General features: G+C 41.9%; 23 protein-coding genes and 1 pseudogene. 17 read left to right on the top strand and 7 right to left on the bottom strand.

Going from position 1 to position 23,427, the window contains the following annotated elements:
- Positions 1–113: 113 nt before the first annotated feature.
- From ACSX1H_RS04960 to ACSX1H_RS04930, 7 genes and pseudogenes are all read left to right on the top strand, one after another.
- Positions 114–641 (top strand): annotated as a pseudogene (locus tag ACSX1H_RS04960) (lactate utilization protein); the annotation flags it as partial.
- Between the two features lie 108 nt (positions 642–749).
- The gene (locus tag ACSX1H_RS04955) at positions 750–1,166 is read left to right on the top strand and encodes a hypothetical protein (protein WP_439182633.1); all 417 of its coding nucleotides are present in this window, start codon (positions 750–752) and stop codon (positions 1,164–1,166) included.
- Between the two features lie 114 nt (positions 1,167–1,280).
- Positions 1,281–1,682: a hypothetical protein gene (locus tag ACSX1H_RS04950; protein WP_439182631.1), complete on the top strand. Its 402-nt coding sequence runs from the start codon at positions 1,281–1,283 to the stop codon at positions 1,680–1,682.
- 228 nt (positions 1,683–1,910) lie between these two features.
- Positions 1,911–2,927: a TQO small subunit DoxD gene (locus ACSX1H_RS04945; RefSeq protein ID WP_439182629.1), complete on the top strand. Its 1,017-nt coding sequence runs from the start codon at positions 1,911–1,913 to the stop codon at positions 2,925–2,927.
- Between the two features lie 367 nt (positions 2,928–3,294).
- On the top strand, positions 3,295–4,005 hold the full coding sequence (locus ACSX1H_RS04940; protein WP_439182628.1) for a hypothetical protein: 711 nt from the start codon (positions 3,295–3,297) through the stop codon (positions 4,003–4,005).
- A 2-nt stretch (positions 4,006–4,007) separates the two neighbouring features.
- Complete coding sequence (locus ACSX1H_RS04935; protein WP_439182627.1) at positions 4,008–4,286, top strand: hypothetical protein; 279 nt, start codon at positions 4,008–4,010, stop codon at positions 4,284–4,286.
- Positions 4,287–4,426: 140 nt separating this feature from the next.
- Positions 4,427–4,936: a DUF3124 domain-containing protein gene (locus ACSX1H_RS04930; protein ID WP_439182626.1), complete on the top strand. Its 510-nt coding sequence runs from the start codon at positions 4,427–4,429 to the stop codon at positions 4,934–4,936.
- 134 nt (positions 4,937–5,070) lie between these two features.
- Here ACSX1H_RS04930 and ACSX1H_RS04925 read toward each other — a convergent pair whose 3' ends face one another.
- Complete coding sequence (locus ACSX1H_RS04925; protein WP_439182625.1) at positions 5,071–5,406, bottom strand: winged helix-turn-helix transcriptional regulator; 336 nt, start codon at positions 5,404–5,406, stop codon at positions 5,071–5,073.
- 133 nt (positions 5,407–5,539) lie between these two features.
- On the opposite strand from ACSX1H_RS04925, the gene ACSX1H_RS04920 reads away from it, so the two are divergent.
- Both ACSX1H_RS04920 and ACSX1H_RS04915 read left to right on the top strand, forming a co-directional pair.
- Positions 5,540–6,544, top strand: coding sequence for a YhdH/YhfP family quinone oxidoreductase (locus tag ACSX1H_RS04920; protein WP_439182623.1), 1,005 nt, complete (start codon positions 5,540–5,542; stop codon positions 6,542–6,544).
- A 244-nt stretch (positions 6,545–6,788) separates the two neighbouring features.
- Positions 6,789–7,703: a nuclear transport factor 2 family protein gene (locus ACSX1H_RS04915; protein WP_439182622.1), complete on the top strand. Its 915-nt coding sequence runs from the start codon at positions 6,789–6,791 to the stop codon at positions 7,701–7,703.
- Positions 7,704–7,786: 83 nt separating this feature from the next.
- Here ACSX1H_RS04915 and ACSX1H_RS04910 read toward each other — a convergent pair whose 3' ends face one another.
- Entirely contained in the window at positions 7,787–9,979 is a 2,193-nt protein-coding gene (locus ACSX1H_RS04910; RefSeq protein WP_439182621.1) for a S9 family peptidase, read from the bottom strand.
- 196 nt (positions 9,980–10,175) lie between these two features.
- Between ACSX1H_RS04910 and thrS the strand changes: the two genes are divergently transcribed.
- The 5 genes from thrS to cdd all read left to right on the top strand — a co-directional run bounded on the left by thrS (position 10,176) and on the right by cdd (position 13,995).
- Positions 10,176–12,122, top strand: a complete 1,947-nt coding sequence (gene thrS, locus ACSX1H_RS04905) for a threonine--tRNA ligase (RefSeq protein ID WP_439182620.1) — start codon at positions 10,176–10,178, stop codon at positions 12,120–12,122.
- Positions 12,123–12,175: 53 nt separating this feature from the next.
- Positions 12,176–12,715: a translation initiation factor IF-3 gene (infC, locus tag ACSX1H_RS04900; protein WP_439182619.1), complete on the top strand. Its 540-nt coding sequence runs from the start codon at positions 12,176–12,178 to the stop codon at positions 12,713–12,715.
- Between the two features lie 31 nt (positions 12,716–12,746).
- Positions 12,747–12,944: a 50S ribosomal protein L35 gene (gene rpmI, locus ACSX1H_RS04895; RefSeq protein WP_212187852.1), complete on the top strand. Its 198-nt coding sequence runs from the start codon at positions 12,747–12,749 to the stop codon at positions 12,942–12,944.
- A gap of 99 nt (positions 12,945–13,043) precedes the next feature.
- Complete coding sequence (gene rplT, locus ACSX1H_RS04890) at positions 13,044–13,394, top strand: 50S ribosomal protein L20 (RefSeq protein WP_212228208.1); 351 nt, start codon at positions 13,044–13,046, stop codon at positions 13,392–13,394.
- Positions 13,395–13,503: 109 nt separating this feature from the next.
- Positions 13,504–13,995 (top strand): cytidine deaminase, encoded by a 492-nt coding sequence (cdd, locus tag ACSX1H_RS04885; protein WP_439182617.1) that lies wholly within the window; start codon positions 13,504–13,506, stop codon positions 13,993–13,995.
- Positions 13,996–14,020: 25 nt separating this feature from the next.
- Here cdd and ACSX1H_RS04880 read toward each other — a convergent pair whose 3' ends face one another.
- Positions 14,021–14,710, bottom strand: a complete 690-nt coding sequence (locus ACSX1H_RS04880; protein WP_439182616.1) for an RluA family pseudouridine synthase — start codon at positions 14,708–14,710, stop codon at positions 14,021–14,023.
- 113 nt (positions 14,711–14,823) lie between these two features.
- Positions 14,824–15,642, bottom strand: coding sequence for a 3-methyl-2-oxobutanoate hydroxymethyltransferase (gene panB / locus ACSX1H_RS04875; protein ID WP_439182615.1), 819 nt, complete (start codon positions 15,640–15,642; stop codon positions 14,824–14,826).
- Positions 15,643–16,152: 510 nt separating this feature from the next.
- Here panB and ACSX1H_RS04870 point away from each other — a divergent pair.
- A complete protein-coding gene (locus ACSX1H_RS04870; protein ID WP_439182614.1) occupies positions 16,153–18,435 on the top strand; it encodes an NADP-dependent malic enzyme in 2,283 nt (760 codons plus the stop codon).
- Between the two features lie 148 nt (positions 18,436–18,583).
- Here the strand turns inward: ACSX1H_RS04870 and ACSX1H_RS04865 are convergent, their stop codons facing one another.
- Positions 18,584–19,753 carry an adenylate kinase gene (locus tag ACSX1H_RS04865; protein ID WP_439182613.1) on the bottom strand — a complete coding sequence of 390 codons (1,170 nt, stop codon included), beginning with the start codon at positions 19,751–19,753 and terminating at the stop codon, positions 18,584–18,586.
- A gap of 155 nt (positions 19,754–19,908) precedes the next feature.
- Positions 19,909–20,529 (bottom strand): hypothetical protein, encoded by a 621-nt coding sequence (locus ACSX1H_RS04860; RefSeq protein WP_439182611.1) that lies wholly within the window; start codon positions 20,527–20,529, stop codon positions 19,909–19,911.
- A gap of 295 nt (positions 20,530–20,824) precedes the next feature.
- Here ACSX1H_RS04860 and ACSX1H_RS04855 point away from each other — a divergent pair, with 295 nt between their 5' ends.
- Positions 20,825–22,321, top strand: a complete 1,497-nt coding sequence (locus ACSX1H_RS04855) for a glutamine synthetase family protein (RefSeq protein WP_439182610.1) — start codon at positions 20,825–20,827, stop codon at positions 22,319–22,321.
- 164 nt (positions 22,322–22,485) lie between these two features.
- Positions 22,486–22,962 carry a NanQ anomerase/TabA/YiaL family protein gene (locus tag ACSX1H_RS04850; protein ID WP_439182609.1) on the top strand — a complete coding sequence of 159 codons (477 nt, stop codon included), beginning with the start codon at positions 22,486–22,488 and terminating at the stop codon, positions 22,960–22,962.
- 62 nt (positions 22,963–23,024) lie between these two features.
- Here ACSX1H_RS04850 and ACSX1H_RS04845 read toward each other — a convergent pair whose 3' ends face one another.
- Positions 23,025–23,414 (bottom strand): SRPBCC domain-containing protein, encoded by a 390-nt coding sequence (locus ACSX1H_RS04845; RefSeq protein WP_439182607.1) that lies wholly within the window; start codon positions 23,412–23,414, stop codon positions 23,025–23,027.
- Positions 23,415–23,427: the final 13 nt, after the last annotated feature.

Raw genomic sequence — 23,427 nt, 5'->3', positions numbered from 1 at the left:
CAACAACAATAGTGTAACTTCTAACAAGGATAAGGAAAAGAACTCGTACTGTTATTGATGAATAAAATGGATATAGAAAAAATAGAGCAGCTCATTAGGTCGTTAAAAAAAATAGAATTGAAGCAAGCTATTTCACATCGAAAGAAAAACTAATTGATTTTTTTATTGATCATCTGAAACCCAATATTACAGTAGGGACTGGCGACTCCCTAACACTCGAACAAATGGGAGTATTCGAACTTTTGAGGAACAGTAATATTAACTTTCTGGATAAATACAGAAAAGACCTAACACGATGCGAGAAAGACCAGCTTTATAGAGATAATTTTTCGACTGACCTTTTTCTTAGTGGGATTAATGCGATTACGCTTGAAGGTAAAATATTTAACTTAGATGGTAATGGCAGTCGGGTGGCTCCAATAATATTTGGTCCCAAACGCGTATTTCTGGTCTGTGGAACCAATAAAATTGTGAAGAATGATGAAGAAGCGGTGGCTCGAATAAGAAATATTGCCGCTCCCATTGATGCCAAAAGGTTAAATAAAAAAACACCGTGCACAAAAACCGGGAAGTGCATGGACTGTAAATCCGTAGATAAAATTTGTAACTATTATACCATCATACAAGGGCAGTTTGACTAAGAACGAATAAAAGTACTTTTAATCGATGGCCAATATGGATTTTAAGATATATTGCATCCAATGAAATGGATAAAAATTCTGTACATTAGCCAGTAAACAGTTGATGATATGAAAATAGCTTATAAAAAACATCGCGTCTATTATTATCTGGCTTTTGGGTTTTTATGGCTTATTATCGGACTAATTGGCTACGATCATCAGGCCGCTGATAATTGGAAAAATTTGGGATTCTTTATGGTAGCCATCCTCTACTTTGCAATTTTCCTCCATAAGAAAATTAATCAATACCTGACGATTAAAAATGGGGCCATTAAAAAACACACTTTTTTCGGCAGAAAAATCCGATTAAACGAAATCAGTCAGATTAAAAGGACTTCCTATGGCTACGCCCTCATATCAGACAAAAAAGAGTTAAGAATCTTTGCCGAGTTCATCGATAAAAAATCGTTACCAGACCTAACCCAATTCATTGACCAACTTGGCTTACCTGACAATAAACTAGCCTGCAAAAACCAAGCGCTCTAAAAATATGAATGGAACGGCAACCGCAAACCATGGTGAGTTAACCCAGCCACACTCCTGCTGCCCTGTATCATTGAAGATTTGTGCGTATTAGGATCGCCTTAACAAAACCATCCAATGGCTTTTTTTACATTTGCAGTAGTGAAAAAACCATTCGAAATAAAAGCCCTCTGGTCGTACCTGTCCGTTCCTGCATTGGTACTTTTACTGCTGATTTCTCCTTGTAAGGTGAGGCATTCTATCCAATCCGAATTGGGCGTTCCTCCATCCGAAGTATTAAACAAGAGTCAATCGGCAGTGCATCAGCTCAGCTGCTTATCGCTTGAGTTTTTGGAGTCGGCCTTGGCCAACTCTCCCACAACATCGCAGCAGCCCGATGGCTTCATTTCTAATTTTTATCAGTTTGATTTTAACAATCCCCGGCAAGCACCTTCGTCCTCCCCTGCTTTGGCACAAAATAAGGTAGCCAGGGATGTTCCGTTCTACATTTTATACCGAAACTTAAGAGCTTATCTATAATTCATTGCGGACTAAGCTTACTCAAGCAGCTAAAAATGCAATTGAGCAGCAAGCGATGATTGGACGCTCCCACATCAAGTTCGAAAAAGCTCACGAAGAGTTATCAGGAAGAAACTCCTCTTTATAAACAATTACGTAAAACGTATGAAACAAGCGAGCATAGAGTATTTATCAATCAGACAAATAGCTATGGTAGCAAGTTCCAAATAACGGTTAAAATACAAACACATGAATACCAATAATATAAAAAAGGATGCCGGACTTTTAGCACTGGCTGTACGACTAGTAATAGGCTGGACCTATTTCTCAGCCTTTTGGAGAAGAACACTATTGGCCAACAAACTCGACCCGGAGGTTGCCGGTTATATTGGCGAAAAATTCAATCATTTCCTGCCCAATGCACTGGGCATTAAACCCATTATCCAATACCTGGTAGAAAATCCAGACAGCCTGTGGATAAGCATGGTTGCATTCACCATTATTGAAGGCATTGTAGGTTTACTAATAATGTTTGGCTTCTTTACGCGCCTGATGAGCATTGGTGTATTCGGTTTAGCATTGGGCATATTACTTGGCTCAGGCTGGATAGGAACTACCTGTTTAGACGAATGGCAAATAGGTGTTTTAGGAATAGCCACCGGTTTTGTCTTGTTCTTAACGGGTAGTGGAAAATACTCCATAGACAACTACCTGATAAAAAAGGATGTTGCATTTACTCAAAAGAAATGGTTCAGCTGGCTTGGCTCGGGCATCCTTCCCATAAAAGAAAGCCTCTTCCCAAAAGTTGTTTTAATCGGCTCTCTAATCATTTTTGGCACCACCTTAATGACGAACCAGATTTTCCACGGCGGGCTATGGGGAACACTTCACAATAAATCAGTCAAGCCAAAGCTGGAGATCACAGAGGGCAAAATTGATAACTCGACGCTCTCCTTCGATGTCTACCGCACGGAAGGCGTGGATGTATATGGCTCATGGGTAATCAGCATACACCTGCTCGATGAGCATAATAACACAGTGCTGCAATATAAACAAGATGATTTGGCCGCTTTACCCACCGAGAGCATTGCCAACTACTACGTGGCAAAAATAAAACCGGGGAAGCATAGCTTAATTGTACCACTTGGTGCAAAAGCAAAGCTAAGTCTACACAATGACGCCCTTACCAACTTACCACAAGGCAGCTACACCCTTAAAATAACCGACATTAGCGGCGCCCACTGGGACTTGGTAATTGAAAGATAAAAACGATTATTGCATACACAGATAAATAGCGGTTAAGGTGCTACTTTAACCGCTATTTTTATAGCCGTATCTCAACATACATTCCTCCACTAACGAAAAGACCTGGTCTGGCAGCCGCTCACTCTGCAATGGAGCCACATAAAGCACCTGCAAGATGGCACTCCGCCATTCAAGCAGATGAAACTCACTATCATTGACGCTTTTAGTAGGAGTATCAAAGATTTTTTATATTTTTACTTATCAAAATACAAAACCTGGTTACCTCCAGCAGGTCAACTCCGGTTAAACACTTTAAACTCGAAAAACCAATTCCTAAAAAGCTCCTGTTACCAGCGGGAGCCTAATAGCTAACCAAACATCATACCCCATGCAATTAAAATTTTTAGCGGCGATCATCATCATTTCTTTACTTAGCTCCTGTGCTTCTATCCCTAAAGAAACGGTTGAATTATCAAAAGTATTAGGGAGCGATATCCAAACGCTTCAGAGGTCGCACGAATCCATGATTGACTTATACTACAATAAAATCATCACCGATGTTAATCGCTTCATTGATGACGTTTACGCACCCTTTATCATTCATTATGTCCTGAAAAAGGAGATGGAAAACTACTCGAACCAGCAAGCGTCTATTTATGGCACAATTGAAGCGGCTGGAAAAACGGGAGGTAAAACAGAAACGGATGAAGCGCTAAATGTCATGACTGAATTTCTGGAAGATGCCAACTACCAGATTGAGAAGAAAAGAACGGAATTATTAACCCCAATAACCCAACAAAAAAAAGAACTGATAGCGCGTATCAAAGCCTCCTATGCAAATGCCATTTACGCCAATTTAACCATTACCAGCTATTTGGAATCCATCAGAAAAGTGAAAGAAGCCCAGCAGGAAGCTCTGTCTCTGGCCGGCCTTGATGGAGCTGAAGCTGAACTTAACAGCATTCTGTTGCAGACATCTGACATTGTGGAAACAGCTATAAATAAAGGGAAAGAGATTGATATTAAAAGTAAGGAAGCACTCCAAAAAATAGAAGAAATAACTAAACAGATTAAAACAATAACCAATAAAACTAAGTAAAAATGGGACGATTCAAAGAGCTATTTGCAGAAGCCGATGCAGCTTTCGATGGACTATACAAGGACGAACTGGAGCAGCTTACTGGCTTGTCTAAAAAAGAAATTGACGCAGTGACACCGGGGACTGAAGATTTAAGAGTTTATTCGGTACTTATTAAAGTGGTTGAACAGGCATCCAAAGAAAATATTTCAAAGTCTCAATTGGCTGACAACATAAGGGAGTTGGGCGACATTGCAATAAAAATAGCACAGAAAGTTCCTCGACTGGCTGCATTGCTTTAATACAACAGCACACCCATTAATCCTTTACATAACCCATAGGCATATTACACCTTATGCAGCAAGTCATCCTGAACGGCCCAAACTGCACACTTAGAAGAAAAGTTTACTAATAAGTTTGTTAACTTTGCTAAAAAGCTGCCATGCGAAATCTACTTATACTATTCATCGCGTTACTAAGTTTTTCGTGCCAACATCCGGCAAAAAAGGACACCATAAAAATTGTGGATTGGGCCAATAGAAAATCAGCTCCCGCAGATTTTAATGGGTATGCGCAGGGCCAAAGCTACCTCCCTGTTTATTCACACATCTATCATATTCACGAGCACAGAACAGTTGACCTGGCCGTAACCATCAGCATTCGAAACATATCGCAAAGCGACACGGTGCACATACTTAAAGCCGATTATTTCAACACGCAGGGAGACCACATCAGGCAATACCTGAAACACCCGGTCTTTTTAAAACCCATGGAAACCATTGAAATAATTATTAAGGAGCAGGATAACGAAGGGGGCTCCGGTGCGAATTTTGTATTTGACTGGGCGGCAAAAAACAGCAACATTCCTCCGTTATTTGAAGCAGTAATGATTTCAACTTATGGACAACAAGGCCTGTCGTTCATTACCCGGGGCGTGAAATTGGATAAATAGACCGAATTAACTATATATGTCCATAGAGTTGGCTGTCTCATTCAACATCAGATAGAAGACTCAAATAACTGTGTAAGAGGAACAAAATTGAGTTATTCCGTTCACAACTCCCTACCGCAATTGCCTTTGCAAAACTAAGGCGATTGTGGCGAGTTATTTTCAAGGCTTTTTTCGAGTAAAAGCCCTCCTTTATACATGCCTTTAAGAAAAGGATGAATGGTTTTTCCCAATTCACTTAAACTATATTCCACTCGTGGCGGCACTTCAGGAAAAACACTCCGAATCACCAAACCATCATCTTCCAATTCTCTAAGCTGCTTGGTGAGCATCCGTTCACTTATATCTGTGAGCAACTTAACCAGTTCAGAATATCTTTTATTACCCTGCGAGAGGTGCAAAATAATGGTTCCTTTACGCTTGCCTTTCACGGCATTAATAAAGGTATCTATCGGACAATAACTTTTCTCCATTTTTTATGTGCTCAAGTGACTGAATATCAACAATACGGAAATAAATGTGCGCTAAGGCACTTTTTGTAAGTTATTGATATCTAATTTATTTATGCTGAATTTTGCACAAAAATAAACAATTAACAGTGCAAGCATGAAAAATATGAAAAAGACTTTTAGAGCCTTTCGCGTGGAAGAGCTAAGTTCAGGTCAATTTGAAGCCTCCATTCAGGAGCTCACGACCAGTCCCTTGCAAGAAGGTGAGCTTTTGATAAAGGTGCACTACAGCTCATTAAACTATAAAGATGCCTTGTCGGCCACGGGTAATAAAGGTGTCACAAGAAACTACCCTCACACACCTGGCATTGATGCAGCAGGCGTTGTTGAAGAGTCAGCCAGTCCTCTTTTCAAGACAGGGGAACAGGTAATAGTGACCAGCTACGACCTCGGCATGAATACAGATGGTGGATTTGCCGAATACATCAAAGTACCAGCTGACTGGGCGGTAAAATTACCGGCTTCACTCACAATGAAGGAAGCCATGATATTTGGAACAGCCGGATTCACGGCCGGCATGTCTGTCTTAAGATTATCAGAAAAGATCAACCCCTCCGATGGTCCCATTGCTGTATCTGGTGCCACCGGAGGAGTGGGCGCAATAAGCGTGTCGATACTCAGTAAATTGGGCTATTCAGTTACCGCCATCACAGGGAAAGAAGCTGAAACTCCCTATCTGAAACAAATAGGTGCAAAAGAAGTAATACTGCGCCAAGATTTAGAAAACCTGGACAAAAGACCTCTGTTAAAACCAACTTTTGCCGGGGCTGTTGACACAGTGGGGGGCACTATTTTGGAGAATATTATTAAATCGACACAAGCCCTAGGCACAGTGACTTGCTGTGGAAACGTAGCTTCTCCCAAATTAGATCTCACCGTATTTCCATTTATTTTGCGAGGCGTGTCATTGATAGGTATCGATTCACAAAACTACCCTATGAGCGAAAGGGTGAAGGTTTGGGAGCTGCTCGCCAATGAGTGGAAACCATCAGAACTTGAGGCCAACTGCCGAGAGATACAATTAGAAGAAGTATCAGCCAGCATCCAACAAATTCTGGCTGGCAAGCTAAAAGGTCGAACAGTAATTAAAATTGCTGACTAAGAAAAGCTTCGTCTGGCCCAGTTTGTAAAGCTAGCGCCAGACGAAGTTACATCAAGTGCTTAATACAACACATCCTGAATAAGCAGAACCCCATCATCAATCAGCTGCGACACTGATACCTCCAATAATTTGACTTTCAGCAATATTAACCATACATTGCCACCTCTTCCTGCTTTTACTCGCGCTGAATACAGCAGTATCTTTACGCCTCAATTCTCGTTTAATCACTTAAATACATTACGTTATGCGAACTTCAACGAGTATTTTACTGGTGTTGCTTTTAGTTGGACTAACAGCGCATTCACAAAAGAAAAATGGCACCATCTTTTCGGAACATGAGGCAATTGATAAAGTTGCTGCTTTATGGAAAACCTTTGAAGCCGGTGATAAAGAAGCTTACATGAACTATTTTTCAGATAGCGTTAAAGTGTTCAGTCACGGCATTATGCGGCCATGGACAAAGACAAACCTGAGCAAAAACTACGACTGGTGGCAAAAAGAATTTGAAAACATACAATTCAAAGATGCCAAGCCAGCCTACCCTGATGCCTTGGAATATAAAGATGGAGGTCTTTGGGTTCAGGACTGGATGATATTGAGCGCGCGAAACATTAAAACAGGCATTAACGTCAAGTTGCCAGTACACCGCCTGTACAGTTTTAATAAAGATGGTAAAATTACGTCTATCCATTGGTATTACAACAACGATGTATTTGAAGAGATAAGTAATAGCCACCAAACCAAAGAAAACGGAACAGTGTACATCAACCATCCCCATATTCTAACTGTTCGCAAGGCAATGAATGCATTTATTGACCGAGACTATGAGCTTTGGGGCAGCTTTTACGCAGCTGATGCCCAAATGGGGCACATTGCTCTTAAAGCAGGTGAATACCAAACAGTGGATGAGAAAAAGGAAATTTATAATAAAACATTTACACCCGACAAAAAATTTATGATCGAGCAAATGGGTTACCCGGACTGCATCTACTACGCTAAAAACGATATGTATGTGGTATACTCGTGGTGGAACATGACTATCAAAAAAAATGGTGAGAAATATAAATTCTCTTTCATGCTGTCCCACACCTTCAATTCTGATGGTAAAATAATTGGCGAAATGATTTATAGCAGTAATAATCACCTGGCCGATTGGTAAAATGTCATAGAAAATGCTTCTTAACTAATAATAAAAAAGCCCCGGCATCACACCGGGGCTTAACTTTATTTTCGCAGGCTCTTTTACAGGTTTCTGAACAGGTAATCGGCCTTCATTTTATACAGGTGATTTCTTACATTGCCCCCATAAATGCTATGATTACGGTTCGGGTAAGCAAACATATCAAACTGCTTCCCTGCTTGTACCAAACGATCCACATATTCCATTACATTTTGAAAATGTACGTTATCATCGGCTGTACCATGAATTAAAAATAAGCGTCCGCTTAAATCCTCCACATGGTTGATGGGGCTGTTATCATCATAACCGTGCGCATTTTCTTGTGGCTTACGCATGTAACGCTCTGTATAAACCGAATCGTAGTAGCGCCAGTTGGTGACCGGAGCCACCGCAATACCTACTTTGAACACATCTGATTTACTCAAGCACAAAGACGACATAAAGCCACCATAACTCCAGCCCCATATACCAATGCGCGATGCATCAACATATTCTAACGAGCCAAGGTATTTTGCTGCTTCAATCTGGTCGTCCGACTCCAGTTTTCCTAAGTTCATATAGGTACACTTACGAAACTCTTCTCCACGAGCACCTGTTCCGCGCGGATCCACACAGGCCACCATGTAACCATTTGCCGCCAGGTATTGCTCCCAGCCTAATCCCCAACGGTCGACTACCTGCTGAGAGTTTGGCCCGCTATACTGCACCATCAGCACCGGATACTGCTTGTTGGCGTCAAAGTTTAATGGCTTCACCATCCATCCGTTCAGGTTCACTCCTTCAGAAGTGGTGAACGAAAAGAATTCTTTCGGACTGATCTCAAACTGAGCCACTCGCTGATTCAATGCCTTATTGTCTTCCAATACACGAATCTGTCGCCCTTTACTATCATGCAGTGTTACCTGTGTGGGTGTTTGTGTATTAGAGAAGTAGTTAATAAAGTATTTGAACCCGTTACTAAACACAGCACGGTTAGTACCTTCAACGCTCGAAAAGTCGATGTGCTTCTTGCCATCATTACGAATAGCATATACTTCGCGCTGCATAGGCGACTTAGCGGCTGCTTGGTAATAGAACATGCGGGTCTTTTCGTTATACCCCAGATAATCGGTCACATCCCATTCTCCTTTGGTTATCTGACGCACCTGACGACCGGCCATGGTATAAAGGTAAATATGATTGTATCCATCCATCTCACCCACATATACGAAATGCTCACCATCTTCCAAAAACTGCAGGTTATCTAACACATCCTGTTCAATATAACGCTCATCCCGATCTGTAAAAACAGTATTGCATACTCCTGAGTTGGTATTGGCAATCATCAGCTCCAGGTAGTTCTGGTGACGGTTCATTTTAATGATGCCTAACTTGCCTTCTGTTTTGGTAAAACGTACCCTTGGAATATAGATGTCAGTTTCCTCACCAATATCCATCGTTTTTGTAGTACGGTTTTTAATGTTAAACACATGCACACTTACCACCGAATTGGCCTCACCAGCTTTTGGATATTTGAACTTATATTGTCCGGGATACAGACTATACTCTTCGTTGCTTGGATGGGAGGCTTTATAGAGTGGAAAAGCAAACTCCTTCACCTGCGATTCGTCAAAACGAATAAACGCAATTTCTTTGCTGTCGGGCGACCAGTCATAGGCCTTATTAAAGCCAAACTCCTCCTCATATACCCAGTCGGGCATCCCGTTAATAATTTTATTAAACTCGCCATCGCTCGTAATAGCACTTTCGGTTCCGAACTTCAGCTTCGACAGGTGCAGGTTATTGTCGCGCACAAAAGCCACCATCTCACCATTGGGGGAAAAAGAAGCGATTTGCTGCTTTCCTTCTTCCGACAGCCGCTTCATCTCGTTATACTTGATGTCATAGACATAATAATTGGCCTTAAATGAGTGACGGTAGATATACTCAGCATTGGTATAGAGCAAAATCTTACTTTCATCATTATTAAACTCATACCCTTCGATGCGCTGTATATCGAACTCCCCCTTCATTTTCTTATCCAAATCAAACACCACTGCAACCTGCTTACCGGTAGCATACTGGTATTTAACAATGCGCTTGCCTTCTTCGAGGGTGGTGTAGTGAACCCCATCAGTCATTGAACGCAACCCATTGACCGAACGGGCATAGAAGGTTCCTTTACTGGTTATATCGTCCAGCGAAACATGCTGCTGTTGTGCCTGTGCGGCCAGCGATAAAAGTAATGTTACAACTAAAATGCTTAAGTACTTCATTTGTAAAATATTTATACCTTAAAAGTGTTTTAATTTATAAGAATGTCAAAACTAACAAATTACCTAGCTATAAAACAATGGATTTTGACAGCATTTGCCATTTCAAAGTAATATTGCTAAAAAAAAGCACCACATCTCTTTGCTTTCGTGCGTTTTATTTATCTTTGCGTGTTTTAAAAATCTAAGCAAAAGTAGCATGATAAAAATTACCTTCCCGGACCAAAGTGTCAGAGAGTTTGAGGCAGGCGTAACTGGTTTAGAAATTGCGCAGAGTATTAGCCCGCGTTTGGCTAAAGAAGTTTTATCAATTACGGTCGATGATACCTTAATGGATTTAACGCGCCCTATAACCACCGATGCCAGCATTAAGCTGCATAAGTGGGAAGATGAAGAAGGGAAACACGCATTTTGGCACTCGTCGGCTCACCTGATGGCTGAAGCGATTGAGGCTCTTTATCCTGGTACTAAATTTGGCATAGGCCCCACCATCGAAAATGGCTTTTATTACGATATTGACACAGGCGATAAGGTGATTAAGGATGCTGACCTGCCAAAAATTGAAAAGAAATTTAAGGAACTGGCCAGCCAGAAACTAGAATACATTCGCAGTGAAGTCCCCAAAGCGGAAGCATTGGATTATTTCACCAAAAAAGATGATGAGTACAAGCTGGAGCTGATTAGTGAGCTGGAAGATGGCACCATCTCTTTTTACAAACAAGGGAATTTTACCGATTTATGCCGTGGCCCCCACTTACCTTCAACAGCTCCAATTAAGGCGATTAAACTGTTAAGTGTGGCAGGTGCCTACTGGCGAGGTGATGAAACCCGTAAGCAGCTGACACGCATCTATGCTATTTCATTCCCAAAAGCTAAGATGCTGGAAGAGCACTTACATATGCTGGAAGAAGCTCAAAAAAGGGATCACCGAAAAATAGGTAAGGAACTTGAACTTTTTGCCTTTTCACAGAAAGTTGGGCAAGGGTTGCCTTTGTGGCTACCTAAAGGAGCCAGGCTGCGCGAACGTTTGGAGAATTTCTTAAAACGCGTACAGGTTAAATACGGCTATGAACCCGTAATAACACCACATATTGGCAATAAAGAGCTGTATGTTACCTCGGGGCACTATGCTAAGTATGGCAAAGACTCGTTCCAACCCATCAACACACCCGCTGAAGGCGAAGAGTTCTTACTTAAACCTATGAACTGTCCGCACCACTGCGAGATATACAAAACAAAGCCACGCTCCTACAAGGATTTACCCATTCGATTTGCTGAGTTTGGTACGGTGTACCGTTATGAGCAAAGTGGCGAGTTACATGGTTTGACAAGGGTTAGAGGATTTACTCAAGATGATGCTCACCTTTTCTGTCGCCCCGATCAGTTGAAGGATGAATTCAAGAAGGTGATAGACATCATCCTTTACATTTTTAAGGCCCTTGACTTTAAAGATTATATTACGCAGGTATCACTGCGCGATAAAAACGATCATTCGAAGTACATAGGCAGCGAAGATAACTGGAATAAAGCTGAACAAGCCATTCTTGAAGCTTGCGAAGAAAAAGGGATGAATACCATTATCGAATATGGAGAAGCCGCTTTCTACGGTCCAAAGCTCGACTTTATGGTAAAAGATGCCCTGGGGCGTAAATGGCAGTTGGGAACCATTCAGGTAGACTATAACCTACCAGAACGATTTGAACTAGAATACATTGGCAGCGACAACCAAAAGCACCGTCCGGTCATGATTCACCGCGCACCTTTTGGTAGCATGGAGCGCTTTGTGGCTGTACTGATTGAGCACACAGCCGGTAAATTCCCGCTGTGGTTAACCCCCGAACAGGTGGTTATTCTGCCTATCAGTGAAAAATATAATGATTACGCAGAAAAAGTTTTAAATTTCCTAAATAATTCCGATATTCGTGGCGTTCTTGACGACCGCAATGAGAAGATCGGTAAGAAAATAAGAGACAACGAGTTAAAGCGTATTCCATACCTCCTGATTGTAGGTGAAAAGGAAGCTGAAGAAGGGAAAGTTGCCGTTCGGAAGCAAGGCGAAGGAGATAAAGGCACCATGTCACAACAAGATTTCGTCGATTTCATTAATCAGGAAGTGAATACAATGCTTTCAGAGATTGAAAAATAAGTATTAATTAAACAAAGGAGGGTTTAACAATAGCTAGACCAAACAGAAGGCATGTGCGTCCGGAAAAAAAGGAGCCTGCTCACAGAATTAACAGAAACATTAGGGTACCCCAGGTTCGATTAGTTGGAGACAACATCGAAAACCCAGGAGTATACCCTACGATGGAGGCCATTAAGATTGCTGACGAATTGGATATGGATTTGGTAGAAATTTCACCAAACGCCGATCCTCCAGTCTGTAAGATAACGGATTACCAGAAGTTCCTTTATCAGCAAAAGCGCAAGCAAAAAGAATTGAAAGCCAAAACTGTTAAAGTTATTGTTAAGGAGATTCGTTTCGGCCCGAATACCGATGATCACGATTATCAGTTTAAGTTAAAACACGCTGAAAAGTTTTTGAACGAAGGCGCAAAAGTAAAAGCTTATGTATTCTTTAAAGGCCGTTCGATCCTATTTAAAGATAAAGGCGAGATTCTTTTGTTACGTTTTGCTCAGGACTTAGAGGAAATTGGCAAAGTAGAGCAACTGCCAAAATTAGAGGGAAAACGAATGACAATGTTCATTACCCCTAAGGCAAGTGCTAAGAATAAATAGTTTATTTTTTATAACTAAATATATAGGAATAATGCCAAAAATGAAGACAAATTCCGGTGCTAAAAAGCGTTTTACAATTACCGGAAGTGGAAAAATCAAGAGGAAGCATGCTTTTAAGAGTCACATCTTAACTAAGAAGACTACAAAGCAGAAGAGAAATTTGACCTATGCTGGCACTGTTCACAAAGCTGATGAAACAAACATCAAGCTCTTACTGAACATGAAGTAATTCAAATTTCAAGGAAGAGAAACGATTTTTTTTAACCAGAATGAATTAGCTGAAAAAGATTCCCAAAGGGGGCGCTAACCATTCGAAAATGATTTTAAAATGCCAAGATCAGTAAATCATGTGGCGTCAAGAGAAAGACGCAGAAAGCTTTTAAAGCAAACCAAAGGTTACTTTGGACGTAGAAAAAACGTATGGACAGTTGCTAAAAACTCATACGAAAAAGGTTTACAGTACGCTTACCGCGACAGAAAGAAGAAGAAAAGCAGTTTCCGTGCTCTTTGGATTCAGCGTATTAACGCCGCTGCACGCCTTGAAGGTGTATCATACAGCAAATTAATGGGTATGCTGCACGCTCAAAACATTGAAATCAACCGTAAAGTTCTTGCTGACCTGGCAATGAACCACCCGGAAGCTTTCAAAGCAATCGTAAAGAAAGCAACCAACGCTTAATTATCATTAAGCAAGATGATACTAAGGAGACCTGATGAGTCTCCTTTTTTGTTTCCTCCCTGTTGCAGTTCCGCTTTAATTAGTATATTGCGTGCCCATTTAACAAATTATGAAACAGCTAAACCTGACAACAAGCATCGAGGCATTCGATACGAAAGATGAATTAACCGCCCAGGAACAGATACTGATTGATGCAGCTGAAAAAGCTTGTCACAAAGCCTATGCACCCTATTCGGAATTCAGCGTTGGCGCTGCGGTTTTATTAGAAAATGGAGAAATAATCACAGGTAGTAATCAGGAAAATGCGGCCTACCCTTCAGGCTTATGTGCCGAGCGAACTGCTATGTTCTATGCCAATGCTCAGTTCCCCGATACACCCGTTTCTTCCATTGCCATTATAGCAATGAACCAAGATGGCATTATTGACAAACCGGTTGCTCCCTGTGGCGCTTGCCGACAAGTACTGCTTGAGACAGAGTTACGCTTTGAACAACCTTACGACATTATACTTGTTGGCGCCTCTGCCATCCATAAAATAAAAAGCAGCAAAGATTTGCTGCCATTATCATTTGTCGGTGAAGGACTGAAAAAAGGCCGATAGCTAAAAGCTAACGGCCACCTTATAGTTATTCATTTACATTTCGAAATTCTTTCCAGAGGTTTTCTGTATCAGGTGTTGGTGCTACAATAGTGATCAGCTCCTTCTTAACCGGATGCATAAACTCCACTCTCCGGGCATGCAGCGATATGCTTCCATCTTTATTGGAACGGGGAAAACCATACTTTAAATCTCCCCGAATCGGACAGCCTATTTTTGCCAGCTGACAGCGAATCTGGTGATGACGTCCGGTTTCCAGATCGACCTCCAGCATGTAATAATTTTTCAGGCCTGAAATCAGTTTGTAATTTAAGATGGCCTCTTTAGCTCCAGCCCGCTCCTTTGGAAAGGCATAGGATTTGTTTTTCTCCGAATTTTTGAGAATATAGTGCCTCAGGCGACCACTGTCTTCGGCGGGTAACTCAGCCACCAATGCCCAGTAGGTTTTCTTAACCTCCTTATCCTGAAACATCTTATTTAACCGACTCAAGGCCTTACTGGTGCGTGCAAATAACACCACCCCGCTAACCGGTCTGTCTAAGCGGTGTACCACTCCCAAAAACACATCTCCTGGCTTGTTGTATTTCTTCTTTATGTATGCTTTAACCCGATCGCTCAGAGTTTCATCGCCAGTTTTATCGCCCTGCACTATGTCTGACGAGGACTTATTGACAGCAATTATGTGGTTATCTTCGTATAATATATCCAGTTTTTTCATTCTATTCGCTTCTAGCTATTTAGCGTTAATGCAATCAATTATATTTTAAACCTGGTAAGGCAACCACTGCTCACCTCCCCTATTATTTGTCATTTTAGTGGCAGTTCACATTTCTAATACTGCTCCCGTTCATTGGGGAAGTCAACACTTTTTACATCATTGATGTAACTACCTACTGCTCCCTGAATCTCGGCAAACAAGTTGTGATAACGACGTAGGAATCGTGGCGAAAACTCATGAGTTATGCCCAACATATCATGCAACACCAAAACTTGCCCATCAACTTGATGACCTGCTCCAATACCAATTACTGGTATTTTTAGTTCTCCGGCTACCTGACCGGCCAGGCTGGCGGGAATTTTCTCGAGCACAATTCCAAAACAGCCTGCCTCCTCGAGTAAATGAGCATCCTCGATTAACTTTTTAGCTTCTTCTTCCTGCTTGGCACGCACGGTGTAAGTTCCGAATTTGTGAATCGACTGAGGGGTCAATCCCAAGTGTCCCATCACAGGTATGCCAGCTGACAATATGCGCTGCACCGATTCCAGAATTTCACTTCCACCTTCTAACTTAACTGCATCGGCTGCCGTTTCTTTCATTATTCGAATGGCCGATGTGAGGGCTTCTTTAGAATTCCCTTGATAAGTACCGAATGGCATGTCAACCACTACCAACGAACGCTGCACAGCACGCACAACCGAGGCCCCGTGGTAAATCATTTGGTCCAGCGTAATAGGCAGTGTCGTTTCCCATCCTGCCATCACATTCGATGCTGAATCGCCAACAAGAATCACATCCACACCGGCACTATCAACAATCTTCGCCAGCGAATAATCATAAGCCGTAAGCATGGCTATTTTCTCACTGCGCATCTTCATCTCACTCAACACGTGAGTGGTCACTTTTTTACGTCCTTTTTGAGCAACTGACATATTACATCCAATTTATATACCCGATGTGAGTAGTTTTATTCTATTACCATTTTTTACCAGCTAACTAATGTTTCATTAGCTACAGCTTGCAAAGTTAATAATTTGTTATGAGCCAAGCGACTTAAACGTCTCGTAAAAAAAGTCTCTTCAAATCAGCTGCCCCCAACTATTCTCAATCAACCCACTGAGTGAAAACACTCATAATAACAACTTGTTCAATTACTTGACGCCCGCAATAACACATTAATTGCCCCAATAGCCCCCAACACGCTCCTCAATACTTAACAAATATTAATAATCCACTATCCTTCGTCCTGGATAATTATGAGCAAAGGCAAAAAGCTGCATCTTTTTCTAAAGATTCCGAAAGATATTTTGGACTTTGAAAAACCGAATAGGTAACTTTCAATAACCTTAAGAGTGATATAAGTTATGTTATAAACTGGCTATTTATCAACTAAGAATTAATTTAAAATCTCAACATTTGCCACAATATAAAACTAACTACACATGTCTACCACAAAACAAGATGCCTTGCAGTATCATGAAAATGGACGGCCAGGTAAAATTGAAGTCATTCCAACCAAACCTTACAGCTCACAGCTCGACCTATCGCTTGCTTACTCACCCGGGGTAGCCGAACCTTGCAAAGAAATTGAACAAAATCCTGACGATGCTTATCGTTACACAGCAAAAGGCAACCTGGTTGGGGTAATATCCAACGGAACCGCAGTTTTAGGCCTCGGAGATATCGGTCCGATAGCCGGGAAACCTGTTATGGAAGGAAAAGGCTTACTTTTTAAAGTATTTGCGGATGTTGATGTTTTCGATATTGAAATTGATGAAAAAAATGTTGATGAAATGGTAAAAGTAATTAAAGCCATAGCGCCAACATTTGGAGGTATTAATTTGGAAGACATTAAAGCCCCTGAGTGCTTCGAAGTAGAAACGCGCCTCCAACAAGAATTAGATATTCCCGTTTTCCACGACGATCAGCACGGCACGGCCATCATTTCAGCCGCCGGCCTGCTCAATGCTTTAGAAATAGCCGGCAAAAAAATCGATGAAATTAAAGTTGTTGTCAATGGAGCGGGCGCCTCGGCAATTATGTGCTCCAAGTTGTACATCAGCCTGGGCGTGAAACGTGAAAATGTGTGGATGCTAGATAGCAAAGGGCTGATGACAACCAGCAGAACGAACCTGAATAAATACAAAATTGAATTTGCCCAGGATAGTGAACTCACCGCGCTAGAAGAAGTGATACAGGGAGCCGATATGTTTCTTGGTCTATCAAAAGGCAATGTTTTGAATCAGGCCATGGTCAAAAGCATGGCTCCCAATCCTATTGTGTTTGCCTTGGCCAATCCGGTTCCGGAAATAAGCTATGAGGAAGCCATTGCTGCCCGTCCCGATGTAATTGTTGCAACAGGCCGCTCTGACTACCCTAATCAGGTGAACAATGTATTGGGTTTCCCATTTATCTTTAGAGGCGCCCTTGATGTGCGCGCCAAAGCCATTAATGAGGAAATGAAAAAAGCAGCCGTTTATGCGCTCGCCGAATTGGCTAAAAAGGATGTCCCCGATAAAGTGAATGCCGCCTACAAAAGTCAAAACCTTATTTTTGGTAAAGAATACATCATCCCCAAACCCCTTGACCCACGGCTGATCACCGAAATAGCCCCTGCTGTGGCCAAAGCAGCCATGGAAACGGGTGTAGCCAGATTGGACATTGCCGATTGGGAGCAATATAAAATTGATCTGATGAAACGGATGGGCATCTATAACAAACTTATTCGCGACATCAGAACACGGGCTAAAGCGGACCTCAAGCGAATCATATTCTCTGATGCGGATAACTTTAAAGTTCTGAAAGCGATTGAAGTTGTTCGTTCACAAAAGATTGCCGAACCTATACTGTTGGGCGACCGCCAGAAAATTGAAGAAATCGCAAAAGAGAATAACCTGAGTGTGCACGATTTAGAAATCATCGATAATAAAGCAGCCGATCAGGCTTCCAGACGTCAAGCCTATGCCGAGTTGCTCTACCAGAAAAGACAACGCAAAGGCCTCAATAGAGAAGGAGCACTCAATCAGATGCTTGATCCGAATTACTTTGGTATAATGATGGTTGAAAATGGAGATGCTGATGGCTTTATCGGTGGTTTTTCCAATAAGTACGCCGACACAATAAGGCCGGCTCTTCAAATTGCAGGCACCAACAATACGCTCAACCACATTGCTGGGATGTACATTGTGATGACCAAAAAAGGGCCATACTTCTTTGCCGACACCACGGTTAACTACCAGCCCTCGGGCCGCACCCTGGCCGACACAACTCTATTGACTGTTAACGAAGTGAGAAAGTTTAATATTGAGCCGGTGGTAGCGCTGGTTTCCTACTCCAACTTTGGCTCTACCCGCAATGGCAGTCCCCTGAGAGTAAGAAATGCTGTGGAGTACTTGCACGAAAACTATCCCGATTTACTGGTTGATGGCGAAATGCAGGCCAATTATGCTTTTAACCCCGAACTTAGAGCCAGTCGTTTCCCATTCTCGAAACTGGGAAACAGAGAGGTTAACACGGTTATCTTTCCAAGCCTCAGCTCCGGAAACATTGCCTATAAAATGATGAACGAATTGGGGCAAGCAGAAATAATTGGTCCGATTCTGTTGGGCATAAAAAAACCCATACACGTTTTGCAACAGCAATGCTCTGTGCGCGAAATTGTTGACATGGCGGCTATTACGGCTGTGGATGCCCAAACAAAAGAAGATAAAATTATTGAACTATAGGCGCTGCTTGGTTGACATCAAAATAACAGAACCACCTCATTTGTGCGAGGTGGTTTCTTTTTTGGTGGTCCATTGCGGTTTAACAAAAGGAATCAGATAAACTGGTAATCCCCTTGCCCTTTGAAATCCGCCTGTGCCTTACCGCCATCTAATCCATAGTTTTAAAGCTGCTTTCGATCTCACAGGACACACGCGCCATCACCTTATCAAAGGCATCTGTTCCATTAATTTCCACCACATCATGTATCTCCCGGTACTTTTCAATTACAGGTAGGGTTTTATCCTGATGTTCCTGCAAACGCTTAACAATTTTTTCTGTACTGGTATCATACGGCATACAGGCCGCTGTTTTACTCCTACTATCGAGCCGCTTAATCAGCTCAAGCGTATCCACTTTTAACTCGATTATCTTATTGATAATGGCATCGTGCTTGTGTAATATTCCATCTAGGATGTAAGACTGAACTAAAGTACGTGGATAACCTTTAAAAATAAAACCTTTGGCCTTTTTCGAATGCTCAATCTTCCGCTCAATCAGTCGGATCACCATTTCATCAGGTACTAGTTGTCCGTTCTCATACAGCTCTTTTGCTTGCAGGCCGAGCGGTGTGCCTTTGCTAATTTCCTCATCAATCATATCACCGGTGGATACAAACTCCAGCTTGTATTTTTCAGCGATAGCTTTGCCCAAGGACCCGCGCCCGGAGCCAGGATAACCAAATAAAACAATGTTCACCTGCTTTTTCCCAACCACTTTATTAACGGCTTTTCGAATATCAGACGTTACCTTCTTAATTTTTTGCACCCCGTTCACTGAAACATAAGTCCCTTGCTGCTTGTAAAAATCGAGAACAGGCTTGGTTTTTTCATCGTACTCTCGCAGCCGGTTGCGTATAACCTGCTCATTATCATCCAAGCGCCCTGAGGTCTCTCCTCGCAGTAAAAGGCGTTCAACAGATACCTCTTCCGGCACTTCAATGCTAATTAATAAATCAAGTTTGGTATTGAGCTTAATCATTAACCCTTCCAAGATATAGGCCTGTACAAATGTGCGTGGAAATCCATCGAATAAAAATCCATTGGCATCGGGGTTATTTTTGATGGTTTTCTCAATGATCTGCACAATAATTTCATCAGAAACCAGTCCGCCTTGCGCAATAATATGCTTTGCCTGGAGTCCAAGTTTTGTTTCTTCAGCCAGCTCCTTTCTCAAAATATCGCCAGTGGAGATGTAAAACAAATTGTACTTTTTAATTAGAAATTCGGACTGTGTGCCTTTACCCGCGCCCGGAGGACCAAATAGAGCAATGTTGAGCATAATGCATGAGATTTAGGATGTACATAACTAAGATTGAGCTACTTGAAGATATTAATTATATCTGAAAGTGACAAGACAACTTGAGGCCCACTCGACAGGTCCTTATGAACAATGCACTAATTACTTAACCTATATGTATGAGTCCTTCTGAAAAATCAGAATCGATTATACGGATTTCGGGGATGTACCATTGGCATAAATCCGGGTGATGGCATGTAGAATGATGGGTATTTACTCACGCCAAAAGATACCTCTGCACTAAAATGATCGGAGAATTTATACCCAACATAAGTTGAAGCACCATAATTACTGACTCCTTTTAGCGAAGAGTTGGAGCTTTCAGGAATATTAGTATCCAGAAAAACACCTGCCCCAGCATACCACTTTTCATTGATCATATAGGTGCCCTGAGCATACACCCCAAATTGAAGCATGGTTTCGTCCAATGTAAGCCTTGTTGCATCACTCATGCCCCAGGCTGGTATATTGTAGTAGTTGGTACGACTGGCAAAGGGCATAATATCCACCTGAAACTTTTTAAAGGGAAGTACTGACCATGTAGGTGCCACGTAGGTATTAAAACCATATGCTCCTTCAAAATTGGTAAATGCGCTCAGTCCAACATTTACTGAAAAATCAGTCACTGCCAAACTATCAACGGCTATACTGCTCTCTGGTTCGGTAAACTTTATAGAAGTTTGATCAAACACCTCATTTTGGGCACTTAATAAGTGAGAACTAAGGATTAGTAAAACGATGACTCCGAATAAACGCATACCTTCTAATTTTGAAGCAGTAAACATACAAAAATCACACCAATCGCCAGTCGCATTTCCATGTAATCAACAATTTCTACCTGTAACTATTTCCTTTTTGAATAGTAAATATTCTACTAGTACTCACGCAACCCCATACTGAATTATTTTTTATGCCTATTTTTTGAATGAGGTGACACATCAACCCTGTATTCTGCTCTAAAACATGTCATTTTTATAAACTATATGATTTTCATCATCAAATTGACTTTTCACAATTAGCATCTTGCAATTCTCAAAATATTAAATGACAACCATGAATTTATCAGTAACATTAAATCCAAATCCACTTGTCAGATATCTCCAGAAGCCCACTTCTGAATTTACCAAAGAAGACATTATCAAATACATGGAAGCGAATGAGATTAGAATGCTTAATTTCAGGTATGTTGCGGAAGACGGCCGGTTAAAAAGCCTGAACTTCGTTGCTTCCAGCCGTGAACACCTTGACGCCATTTTATCAGCAGGCGAGCGTGTGGATGGCTCCAGTCTTTTTTCGTTTATGGAAGCCGGCAGCAGCGATCTGTATGTGGTACCTCGCTACCGCACGGCATTTTTAAATCCGTTTTCGGAAATACCATCGCTGGAGATTTTGTGCTCATTTTACGATCACAAAGGTCAGGCCTTAGAATCGGCGCCCGAAAATATTTTACGCAAAGCCCACCAGCACTTTAGGGAGGCTACCGGAATGTCAATGAAGTTTCTGGGTGAATTAGAATATTACGTAAACAGTGAGCGCTCAAGCATTTTCCCGGGATCTGATCAAAGAGGCTACCACGAATCAGAACCTTTTGCGAAGTTTGAAGCTATGCGCAAGGAAGCGCTTAAACTGATTGCTCAATGCGGCGGCCAAATAAAATACGGCCATGCCGAAGTGGGCACGTTCACTGCTGGCAATGAGGCTTACGAGCAGCATGAAATCGAATTTTTACCTACTGACCCGGAGTTTGCGGCCGATCAAATGCTCATTGCCAAATGGGTTCTTCGTATGCTGGCCGAGAAACTGAATGTGGAGATCAGTTTTGCTCCCAAAATTACAGTTGGCAAGGCTGGCAGCGGCCTTCATTTTCACATGCTGGTAGAAAAAGACGGGAAAAACATTATGCTGGGCAGTGATGGCTTAAGTGAGGTTGCTAAAAAAGTGATTGCCGGCATACTTGATGTAGCCGATGCGCTCACTGCTTTTGGCAACACCATCCCTACCTCATATCTGCGCCTGGTACCTCATCAGGAAGCTCCAACCAACATCTGCTGGGGCGATCGCAACCGTTCAGCCCTGGTGCGTGTTCCTTTGGGCTGGACCGGAGGAGTTGAACAAATGATTTATGATGCCAATCCTGGTGTAGAAATAACGACCGCGCCCACTGATAGTAAGCAAACAGTTGAATTTAGGGCACCAGATGGTTCTGCAAATATCCATCTGACCATAGCAGGACTAATTACTGCAGCCGAGCATGGTTTAAATCTACCAGACAGCCTGGAGAGAGCAGAGAAACTCTACGTTAGCGGAAATATCTTTCACAAAATGCCAGAGGGAGGCCTTGAACAACTGCCCACTTCGTGTTACGAATCTGCTGTGCGACTCGAGCATAAAAGGCATCTTTTTGAGAAAAACGGCATCTTCCCGGAAAGAGTTATTTCACACACCATTAACAAACTCAAAGGCTTTGAAGACAGCAACCTTAGCGAGCGCTTATATGGTAAAAATGAAGAAATTCGCGAACTAGTTCTAAGGTACATTCACTGTCAGTAATAAAACCAAAATCGATATAATCCAACATTGCCAGTCAATGTTTTTACCTAGTATTTGCACAACTAAACCGATAATGAGCCGGACTTCAGTCGCCGGCTCTTTATTTTTAGCGTCTCCGACAACTAAAAATGCATTATCTTTACACCAACCTTAAAATTGATACAATGGCAATATTAGGCAGCCTAACAACGCTGAGCAAACAAACCGGCAGTGCTTCAATCCGCACCGCTCTCGAGTACTTAAGCAAAACCGACTTGAGCAATATTTTTGCGGGAGTAAAAAAAGATGCTCCTGTGGAAATTGAAATTGATGGACGAAAGGTGTTCGCCATCTTCCAAACCTATGAAACCAAATCTATTAGCGAGGCTAAAATAGAAGGACACAAAAAATATATTGATATCCAGTATATCCATAAAGGCACGGAACAGATTTTAGTGGCCCCCATTAACAGGGTTATTAAGGAGGCTGCCTACGATGCAACAAACGACTTGCATTTTCCAAAAGTAGCCGACTATTCCTCATTCAGACTAACTGCCGGAACGGGCTGCATACTTTACCCCGAAGACCTACATGCACCTTGCATCAGCATTGATGCGCCAACAAAGGTTGAAAAGATTGTGATTAAAGTTGCCGTTGAGTAAGCTATTTTAAGCCAGACTACCGAAAGCCACTTTCAATGGTCTGGCCCTACTTTTTAGGCCTGCTATTCCAGCTCCAGGAAGGTTTTTATTGCCCCTAGGTAATAGTCATTCCAGCCTTCAACAATGTCGTCATAGGCTTCTTCAGGAATATTTGTGTGCAACAGGTCTATTTGCACCTTTGAGCCTCCTTGCGGAAAAAACTTAATAGTTACCACAGAAGGTTCCTCCTGCTCACCAAAGAACCATTCCTGCACAATCTTTTTTTCTTCTTCAACTTCCAAAACACGCCCCACAATATCTCCTTCCCACAAGGAAAACTCGGAGCCTGGTTCTTTACTCATCACAGCCGGATACCCGCTCCAAAGCTCAATGGTAAATGGGTTAATAAAGGCAGCAAAAGCATCTTCCATTTCTGCTTTAACTTTGATACGTGTTTTAAAGTCCTTGTACATGTTTCTAGTTATT

It is taken from the genome of Carboxylicivirga taeanensis (assembly GCF_051851475.1).
GTDB lineage: Bacteria > Bacteroidota > Bacteroidia > Bacteroidales > Marinilabiliaceae > Carboxylicivirga > Carboxylicivirga taeanensis.
The sequence above is the reverse complement of the archived record's forward strand: the minus strand, read 5'-3'. Positions and strand labels throughout refer to the sequence as shown.